The organism is Streptomyces sp. NPDC049577 (genome assembly GCF_040675635.1).
GTDB lineage: Bacteria > Actinomycetota > Actinomycetes > Streptomycetales > Streptomycetaceae > Streptomyces.
The window spans coordinates 1-8,485 of sequence record NZ_JBFAPH010000267.1; the positions used below are offsets into that span (position 1 = coordinate 1).

Here is an 8,485-nt window from a genome sequence, read left to right on the forward strand (position 1 = left end):
GTCGTCCAGACAAGCCGTCAGCAGCGGCGCGGCGCGGGGATCGTCCCCCTCGGCCTTGGCGGCGGTCTTCGCTGTGGACGATGCCACAACGTGTGGCACCGCCATAGCCGGGCGCGTCAGGCCGCGCGAGGACGGCGGCCCGGCAGCCGCGGTCCAGGCCGTCTAGCGTCTGTCGGGGGTCGTCCGAACGGGTGAACCGGGGTCTGCTGAATCGGGACACCTGGAGTCTGCCAGGCGCGGGCGGCGCGAGCACGGCGAGACGCTCGCTGAAGCGGCTGTCCGTGAGACCAACGAGGAGACCTCGGTCATCGTGGAGACCGGCCCCGTCGTGCACGTCAGCGAACGGCTCGGGCCCTTGCCCGAGCAGGACGGCCAGAACGCGAACAGGTAGCAGGTCACCAGCTCGCCGGCCAGCCGCACCGTCACGTCTCCGAAGACGACCTCCGCCTCTGCTCCTGGCTTATGGGTCTGCGGAACGAAGGCTTCGACCACACCTCGTCCGGCCGGGAGCCGGATCTCCTGAACCTGCCGGCCAGGCCGAAGAACCAGCGGGCGGCCGCGTGCACCACAGCAACGGCCAGAACAAGCAGGAGCGAGGCAAACAAGACGACGGGCCAGCTCGTCCCGGTTGCACCGTCACCGATCCAGCTCACGATCACCAAGCCGACGGCGAGGGTGTAGAAGATGAAACACCCCAGGCTCAGCATCGGGAAGAAGTTGAAGAGCCCTACGATGTGGCGGCTCCAGCTGGACCGGATCTCCACGGAACGCGCCGCTGCCGCGACCTCAGGTCCGATCCGCGCCCGGTCGCCCTGGTCAAGGTCGCTCAGCACCTCCAGCGAGCGTTCCTGCGTGAGACCGCCCCCCTGCAAGATCGACCGTCCGACGGGCAGTGGGCGCCGATCGAGCCGGTGATCTAGCGGGGAAGGCCACGCATCCCTCAGTCAGCAGTCATCAGGGCCGGTGCGAGATGCTGGAGATCGTCAAATGCGCTCCTCTACCAGGGTCGCACCGGCTGCCGGCGGGGCCTGCATCCGCATGTAGCGCGCACGGGACCAACTCACCGAAGGCCACTAGCATTTGACAACAGCTTCCGCATAGTGATCGACTCCGGAGCCAAGTCTCAGGCAGTTCGTGTACGGAGGGTGTGGGACACACCATGGACGCCGACCATCAGAGCAGCGTGGAGCTGGCTGTTTCGCGGCAGGGTGAGCTGAACTCCCTGCGGACTTGGCTGGACTTGGCCGCGATCCCAGGCGTGGATGTCCGCCGGGTACCCGGCACTCCCGGTCCCGGAGAGCAGGGCGCGCTCGACGCGCTGACCGTGCTGGCCACCAGCACCGGCCTGGTCACCGTGATCAGGATTTTGCCGCAGTTCCTGCGGGCCAGGCGCAGCGATCTGTCCGTCACTGTAACGGTGCGCGGGAAGAAGCTGACCGTCGACGCCCGCAACGTCGAGGAGGTCATGCCGATCCTGGAGCGGCTCCTCGATGAGTAACCGGCCGCCGCTGTTCGACCACTCCCGCTCCCGGGCCGTACTGATCGGCACGTGGGACTACGAGCACCTCACCCGGGTCCCCGCGGCACGACACAGCCTCGACCGGATGCACCGGCTGCTCACCGGCCCCCAGTGCGGGTGGCCGGAGGGCCGGGTGACCGTGATATCCAACGAGCGTGGCCCCGGCGATCTGCCGGATCGGCTGCTCGACCTGTTCGAGGACGCCACGGACGTCGCTCTTTTCTACTACGTCGGGCACGGTCAACTCGACAACGAGGACCAGCTGTGCCTGGGCCTCGTCGGCTCCCGAGACACCTGGCACCGCCGGGCCACCACCAGCCTGGAGTTCTCCGACGTGCGCCGGGCCTTGCAGCACTGCGAGGCCGCCACCAAGGTGGTTATGCTGGACTGCTGCTTCTCGGGCATTGCAACCGTCCGGGAACACGCCCTCGCCGGGGCGGACGGCGAAGTGCTGCTGGAGCTGGCCGCCCGGACCGGCGCCTACACCATGACCGCCAGCAGCGCCGACACCACGGCCTGGTTCGAGACCGATCCGGAACTCACGGAACCCCAGACCTACTTCACCAAGTACCTCGCCGACCTGGTCGAGACCGGGATCCCCGGCCAGCCCGCCGGTCTGCGGCTCCACCCGCTGTTCAGCCAGCTACACGACAACCTCGTCCGCGACGGCCGGCCTGCCCCCCAGAAACGCAGCGTCGACTCGGCCCGCGACTTTGTGTTCGCCCACAACGTCGCTCCGCCCGAGACGATCCCGGATGCTGATGACGAACTAGTGCGCTTACGAAAGGAGTTGAACTTCCTCAGGAGCGCGACCGCGGCACAGAGCGCGGCCCGCGCCGCGCAGGAGCGGATCGTCGCCAGTGTGAACATCACCGAACACCGCCTCGCCAACGGCCTGCGGGTAGTGCTCTCCGAAGACCACAGCACGCCGGTCGCGGCCGTGAACATCTGGTACGACGTCGGATCGAGGCATGAGGGTCGGGGGCAGACCGGTCTGACCCACATGTTCTGCAAGCTGATGTTCTACGGCTCCGCGTCGGTGGCGGCGAACGGTCACTTCGAACTCGTTCAGGGCGCCGGCGGCACCCTGAACGCCACCACCAGTTTCGAGCGTGCGAACTTCTTCGAGACCATGCCCGCCCATCAACTGGAGCTGGCGCTCTGGCTGGAGGCCGATCGCATGGGCTCGCTGCTGGTCGCCATCGGTGACACTGAAATGGGCTGGGCGCGCGACGTCTGCATGAACGAGCGCCGGCAGCGCTACGACAACGTCCCGTACGGCACAGGCTTCGAGAAGCTGACCGCCATGGTCTACCCGGAGGGGCATCCTTACCACCACACCCCCATCGGCTCGGATGCCGACCGCAACGCCGTCACGCTGGAACAGGTCCGCGCCTACTTCCAGACGTACTACACGCCCGACAACGCCGTGCTCTGCGTGGTCGGTGACATCGACGCCGAGCAGACGCTTGCCTGGATCGAGAAGTACTTCGGCTCCATCCCGTCGGCCGGGCGCAGACCGACCCAGCGGGACGGTTCGCTGCCCGACCTCATCGGCAGGGAGCTACGCGAGGCCGTCGAGGACTCCGTACCCTCTCGCGCCGTCATGGCCGCCTACCGCCTTCCCCGTGACGGCAAGCGTGCGTGCGACGCCGCAGATCTGGCCCTGTCCATTCTCGGCGGCGGTGAGTCCTCACGTCTGTACAACCGCCTCGTACGACGGGATCGCATCGCCGTCACGGCCGGATTCGGTCTCCTCCGGCTGAGTGGCGCGCCCTGCCTCGGCTGGCTGGATGTCAAGGCCTCCGACCGCGCCTCGAACGACGCTCTCGAGGCCGCTGTGGACGACGAACTGGTCCGCTTCGCCACCGACGGCCCCACCCCCGAAGAACTGGAGCGCGCCCAGGCTCAATTGGAACGCGAGTGGCTCGACCGGCTGGCGACCGTCGCCGGCCGGGCCGACGAACTGTGCCGCTTCGCCGTACTCTTCGGTGACCCCCAGCTCGTCTGGAGCGCGCTCGGTAACGTACTCACCATCACGCCCGAGGAAGTGCGAGCCGTCGCCGCGCGCTATCTGGTCCGGACTAACCGCGCAGTGCTCACCTACGAGCCGTACTGGGACTCCTGAGAACGTGGTACGTGAGTTGATGTCCGTATTGCCCCGCCGAGTGGCGACGGGACGACATCGTGCTCGCCACCAAGGTCTACGAACCGATGGGCCTAGGCCCGAACACCAGCGGACTCTCCGCTCTCCACATCCGCCGACAGGTGGAGGACTCACTGCGTCGGCTCGGCACGGACCGCATCGACCTCTACCAGGCCCACCACATCGACCGGCACATGCCGTGGGACGAGTTCTGGCAGGCCATGGACACCCTCGTCAGCCAGGGCAAGGTGCTCTACGTCGGCTCGTCGAACTTCGCGGGCTGGCACATCGCCCAGGCCAACGAGGCCGCCCGGCGCCGTTCGTCGCTCGGCCTGGTCAGCGAGCAGTCCCTGTACAACCTGGCCGAGCGCACCGCCGAACTCGAGGTGCTCCCCGCGGCCCGCGACTACGGGCTGGGGTTCATTCCCTGGTCACCGCTGTACGGCGGCATTCTGGGTGGTGCTCTGCGCCGGACCACCGGCGGCCGCGGCTCCGGTTCCGAGATCACCGCCCGCCGCCTCGCCGCCAACCGCACGCGCCTCGAGGCATACGAGGCGTTCTGCGACGACCTGGGGCGCCACCCGGCCCACGTCGGTCTCGCCTGGCTGCTGCACCAGGACGGGGTGACGGGACCGATCACCGGCCCCCGCACCGTCGGCCACCTGGAACACGCCGTGCAAGCCCTCGACATCCGGCTCGGCGCGGACGAGCTGGCCCGCCTGGACGAGATCTTCCCGGGACCCGGGGGCCCGGCCCCCGAGGCGTACGCCTGGTGACGGTTCCGGGCCGCGGGGATCCGGGGGCCCGGCTGCTGCGGGCACGCCCTGCCCGGCGAGGACGTCCTTCGGCACCACTCCTGCCCCGCTTGTGTCGGCGCGGCTCGCCCGCAAGTATGTCGACGTGTCGTTCCATCAACTCCACTCCACCGGTGACGTACCGTTCCTGCTGCCCAACGCATGGGACGTCGGGTCGGCCCTCGCTCTCGTCGAGGCCGGTTTCCCCGCGGTCGGGACCACCAGTTTCGGGATCGCGGCCGCGGCCGGCAGCCCGGACGGCCGGCACGCGACGCGGGAGGCCACCCGTGCCCTCGTCGCGCGGTTGCGCGCGCTGCCCGTGTACGTGTCCGCCGACATCGAGGACGGGTACGACGAGGATCCCGAGGAGGTGGCGGCCTACGCCGCGGACCTCGGGGCGGACGGCGTCAACATCGAGGACAGCGCCGCCGACCGCCTGGTGCCCGCCGACGTGCACGCCGCCAAGGTGGCCGCGATCAAGCGGCGGGCGCCCGGTCTGTTCGTCAACGCGCGGGTGGACACCTACTGGCTGGGCGAGAACGCCACCGTCGACGCCACCCTCGCCCGGGCCCGCGCCTACGTGGCGGCCGGCGCCGACGGCATCTTCGTCCCCGGCGCCACCGACCCCGACCATGTACGCGCGTTCACCTCGCAGCTCCCGGTGCCGGTGAACGTCCTCGCCGTCCCCGGCGTCCCGCTCGCCGAGCTGGGCCGGCTCGGCGTACGGCGGGTCAGCACCGGTTCGCTGCCGTACCGCGCGGCGGTCGACACGGCCGTCGCCGTCGCCGAGGCCGTACGGGACGGGAAGCCGGTCCCGGCCGCGACCTCCTACCGCGACGCCCAGCAGCGGCTCCTGGACTACGAGGACCGCCTGGGCGGCCCGGGCCGCCGCTGACCACCGCTCGCTTCAGCCCTGTTCGCAGGCCGAGCGCGTTCCAGGAGAACGTCGCGCAGCACCAAGTGCTGAGCGCTGCCGGGCCGGAGCCGGGCCGGCTGATGGTGATCGATCCGGCCCTCGCCCTGCTGGACGAGATCGAGCGCTCGCGCCACAGCCCGGTGCAGCCGGCGGTCCCGGTCCGGGTTCAGCCGGCCAGGTGGCTCGCGGCCATGTCCTTTGCGCCGTGTCCCTGGTCGACGGCCCGCTGGAACCTCTTCAGTCCCGCGGCGGCGGTGTCGGCCGTGACGCCGGCCTGCTGGGCGGCCTCCAGCACCAGGCGCGTGCCCTTGACCGAGTTGTCGACGGAGAAGGCGGTGGTGTAGTCGCCGGCGAGGATGGCGGCCGCCTTGGCCTGGAAGAAGCCGCTGTCCAGGGGGCCGCCCGTCACCACGTCGACGACCAGCCGGGGGTCGACGCCCAGGGCGCGGGCGAGCGAGAGGCTCTCGGCGGTGCCGTGGGTGAGGGCGAGGACCAGGCTGTTCAGCGCGAGCTTGAGCCGGCTGGCCGCGCCGGCCTCGGTGGACACCCAGACGGTCCTGCTGCCGATGGCGTCGAACACCTGCTGCGCGTCGTCGCGTCCGCCCTCCGGGCCCTCCGGGCCGGAGGCGAGGATCACGAGCGTGCCGTTCTCGGCCGGCTGCCGGGTGCCCTGCACGGGCGCGTCGTAGAAGACCAGCCCGTGCCGCCCGGCGAAGCGGGCGAGTTCCTCGACGGCGGTGACGCCGACGGTGCTCAGCTGGACCCACACCGTGCCTGGCGCGAGCCGGGGCGCGGCGGCCGTCATCGCTTCGAGCACGGCCGGGCCGTCCTTGAGGACGGTGACGACGACGTCGGCACCGGCGACGGCGTCCGCCGCCGATTCGTACACCTCGATGCCGCCGGACGCGGCGAGGGCGTCCGCCTTGGTGCGGGTCCTGTTCCATACGCGTACGGCGAAGGCTTCGCGGAGGTTGCGGGCCACGGGTGCACCGATGATCCCCGTGCCGAGAACGGCCACCGTCTTCATGTGCTCTCTCCTCATCTCATCGCGCCGGGAGACTTTTATTGAATGAACGTTCCAGAATGTGGGTGAAAAAGGCGACCGGCGAGCGGATCGCCGGTCGTTGGCCGCCGCCCACCACCCGTCTACAGGGAGTTCAGGACCGTGTCGACGATGCCGGACATAGCGCTCCGGTCGGCGGTCTTGCCGAGCACCCGCAGTCCGTACATCGCGTTGAGCAGGTAGCGCGCCAGGGTGCGGGGGTCGCGGTCGGATGCGATCTGTGGTTGTAGGTGTCCCATAGCTGTGCGGTGCCGCCAGCATGGCCGGTCACCAGCAGTCCGTCGGCGGATATGACCGGGGCGGAGCTGAGGTTGCTTGCGAAGGGCTTGTCCACCTTGTGTGGTTGCGTGGGATCGGTAATGTCCCATCGACGAATCGTGCGCCCTTGGGTGTAGAGGGACTTACCGTCCGCGGCGAAGAGGATGCTGTCGAACTCCCCCGGCGCATGTGATCCAGTCGGTGCGCCGTCATCAGGACGAAGTTCCTCGACGACCTGTTGCAGCAGGCCTCCGCGTCCGGAGTCCGGCAGGTCGTGCTACTCGGCGCCGGCATGGACAGCCGGGCCTTCCGGATGGACCGGCCCCAAAGCACCCGGCTGTTCGAGGTCGACACCACCGCGCCACTCGACTTCAAGGCTTCGGTGCTGCGCCAGGAGCGGGCCGTCGCGCGCTGCGAGCGGATCACCGTCGCGGTGGATCTGCATGAGGACTGGCCAGGCGCGCCGGCCGCCTCAGAGCACGACCCGACCATGCCGACCACCTGGATCGCCGAAGGACTACTGATCTATCTGCCCGAGGAGGCGGTGGAGCTACTGCCGGCCCGGATCAGAACGCAGTCGGCAGCAGGCAGTCGGATGGGGCTGATATGGGGCTCGCGCGGCGTGATCGAGCGCTTCGGCGCACACGCCGCGCCGGGATCGGCGGCGTCCCTGTGGATCCCGGAGATGCCCGACGACCCAGTGGGCCGGCTGGCCGGGCACGGCTGGGAGGCCGACAGCCACACCCTGCGCGAGCTCGCTTCCACCTACGGCCGCCCGATCAGCACCCAGCCGCAGCGCGAGGAACAGCCCGGCCAACTGATCTCGGCGGTCCGCCGGCAGAACGCCTCCCGGCCGGCCGGCCGGGCCGGGGCCCGGATGACCGACGACCTCACGCTCGCCGGGTATGCCGCATGCGGCCAGCTTGCTCCGATCGACTTCCCCCCGCGCTGGCGCGATCGTGTCCTGACCGGAAACGGCCGCCCGGCGAATGGGCCATCGACCAGGACGACAAACGAGGTTGACGTAGCAGCCGTCACCGCCGGAATCAGGAGAAGTTCAACGAGCAATCAAACCTGGAGCACACTCACGAGAATCGAAAATCAATCCCGCCAGGTCGCATTGTGTCTGAATTCATTTGGCGTCGGTTGACGCTCACCCCCTGGTCAAACATGCTGCTTCCTGGGTGAACCTCTCTCATTCGGTCCCCGAGCGGTGATGACGGCCAAGTGGTGCACGACAAGGCTTTGCACAGCAGTGAAACAGTGCAACTCGTCTGTCCCGGTACAGATTTACCGCCCCATGCGCCGGCACCAGGAAAGGTGCCGACCTGGCGGCGCTCTCCACGTCGGTGTCCCATTTGGTACAGGAGACAGACATGGGCCAATCAGGCTTGGACAGCAAGTGGGAAGTGCCGGGAATCCGGATCCGAGAGACAATTTCCACCACCTGCTCGGTGAAACAAGTACCCACTGCGGTAACCGCGTTTGTCTGCGCGCACGAACAGGAGACAACCCCGCGCCAGATTGGCGGAGTTTCCGGCCTGGATGGATATGACCCGGTGGTCCGGCATGTACTGGCGGGTTATTTCGCCAATGGCGGTGGTCCATGCTGGCTGGTTCCGGTAGTGGAGCACTCGCCGGACGTCTATGCACGGTCGATCCCCGAGCTCAAGGGAAAGAGCGTCGGCGTCACCCTCCTCGCCGCGCCGGATCTGATGGCGGGGGCGGGCCGGGACAAGGCACAGAGCTGGCTGGCCGCGTTCTGCCCCGAGCAAGAATGGATCGCGTT

The 8,485-nt window shown here is 69.0% G+C and carries 9 protein-coding genes and 2 pseudogenes; 8 read left to right on the top strand and 3 right to left on the bottom strand.

Annotated elements, in window-relative coordinates; translation table 11 throughout:
- Positions 1–220: 220 nt before the first annotated feature.
- Positions 221–391 carry an NUDIX domain-containing protein gene (locus AB0K09_RS24745; RefSeq protein WP_366067580.1) on the top strand — a complete coding sequence of 57 codons (171 nt, stop codon included), beginning with the start codon at positions 221–223 and terminating at the stop codon, positions 389–391.
- A 31-nt stretch (positions 392–422) separates the two neighbouring features.
- Here AB0K09_RS24745 and AB0K09_RS24750 read toward each other — a convergent pair whose 3' ends face one another.
- Positions 423–833 carry a hypothetical protein gene (locus AB0K09_RS24750; protein ID WP_366067573.1) on the bottom strand — a complete coding sequence of 137 codons (411 nt, stop codon included), beginning with the start codon at positions 831–833 and terminating at the stop codon, positions 423–425.
- 326 nt (positions 834–1,159) lie between these two features.
- Here AB0K09_RS24750 and AB0K09_RS24755 point away from each other — a divergent pair, with 326 nt between their 5' ends.
- The 5 genes and pseudogenes from AB0K09_RS24755 to AB0K09_RS24775 all read left to right on the top strand — a co-directional run bounded on the left by AB0K09_RS24755 (position 1,160) and on the right by AB0K09_RS24775 (position 5,354).
- A complete protein-coding gene (locus tag AB0K09_RS24755) occupies positions 1,160–1,498 on the top strand; it encodes a hypothetical protein (RefSeq protein WP_366067574.1) in 339 nt (112 codons plus the stop codon).
- Positions 1,491–2,246: pseudogene (locus tag AB0K09_RS24760) on the top strand (caspase family protein); the annotation flags it as partial. The gene AB0K09_RS24755 and the pseudogene AB0K09_RS24760, both read left to right, overlap by 8 nt.
- A gap of 123 nt (positions 2,247–2,369) precedes the next feature.
- On the top strand, positions 2,370–3,647 hold the full coding sequence (locus AB0K09_RS24765; RefSeq protein WP_366067581.1) for a pitrilysin family protein: 1,278 nt from the start codon (positions 2,370–2,372) through the stop codon (positions 3,645–3,647).
- Between the two features lie 56 nt (positions 3,648–3,703).
- Positions 3,704–4,441, top strand: coding sequence for an aldo/keto reductase (locus tag AB0K09_RS24770; protein WP_366067582.1), 738 nt, complete (start codon positions 3,704–3,706; stop codon positions 4,439–4,441).
- 124 nt (positions 4,442–4,565) lie between these two features.
- Positions 4,566–5,354, top strand: coding sequence for an isocitrate lyase/phosphoenolpyruvate mutase family protein (locus AB0K09_RS24775; RefSeq protein WP_366067575.1), 789 nt, complete (start codon positions 4,566–4,568; stop codon positions 5,352–5,354).
- A gap of 187 nt (positions 5,355–5,541) precedes the next feature.
- On the opposite strand, the gene AB0K09_RS24780 is transcribed toward AB0K09_RS24775, so the two are convergent.
- Complete coding sequence (locus AB0K09_RS24780) at positions 5,542–6,402, bottom strand: NAD(P)-dependent oxidoreductase (RefSeq protein ID WP_366067576.1); 861 nt, start codon at positions 6,400–6,402, stop codon at positions 5,542–5,544.
- 119 nt (positions 6,403–6,521) lie between these two features.
- The gene (locus AB0K09_RS24785; protein ID WP_366067578.1) at positions 6,522–6,677 is read right to left on the bottom strand and encodes a hypothetical protein; all 156 of its coding nucleotides are present in this window, start codon (positions 6,675–6,677) and stop codon (positions 6,522–6,524) included.
- 227 nt (positions 6,678–6,904) lie between these two features.
- On the opposite strand from AB0K09_RS24785, the pseudogene AB0K09_RS24790 reads away from it, so the two are divergent.
- Positions 6,905–7,534, top strand: a pseudogene (locus tag AB0K09_RS24790) (SAM-dependent methyltransferase); the annotation flags it as partial.
- Between the two features lie 538 nt (positions 7,535–8,072).
- On the top strand, positions 8,073–8,485 hold a 413-nt coding region (locus AB0K09_RS24795; protein ID WP_366067579.1), incomplete at its 3' end, for a hypothetical protein.

Excerpts from the sequence above, each read along its gene's own strand:
- AB0K09_RS24755 (WP_366067574.1), top strand. The coding sequence starts at position 1,160 with ATGGACGCCGACCATCAGAGCAGCGTGGAGCTGGCTGTTTCGCGGCAG.
- AB0K09_RS24780 (WP_366067576.1), bottom strand. The coding sequence starts at position 6,402 with ATGAAGACGGTGGCCGTTCTCGGCACGGGGATCATCGGTGCACCCGTG.
- AB0K09_RS24785 (WP_366067578.1), bottom strand. The coding sequence starts at position 6,677 with ATGGGACACCTACAACCACAGATCGCATCCGACCGCGACCCCCGCACC.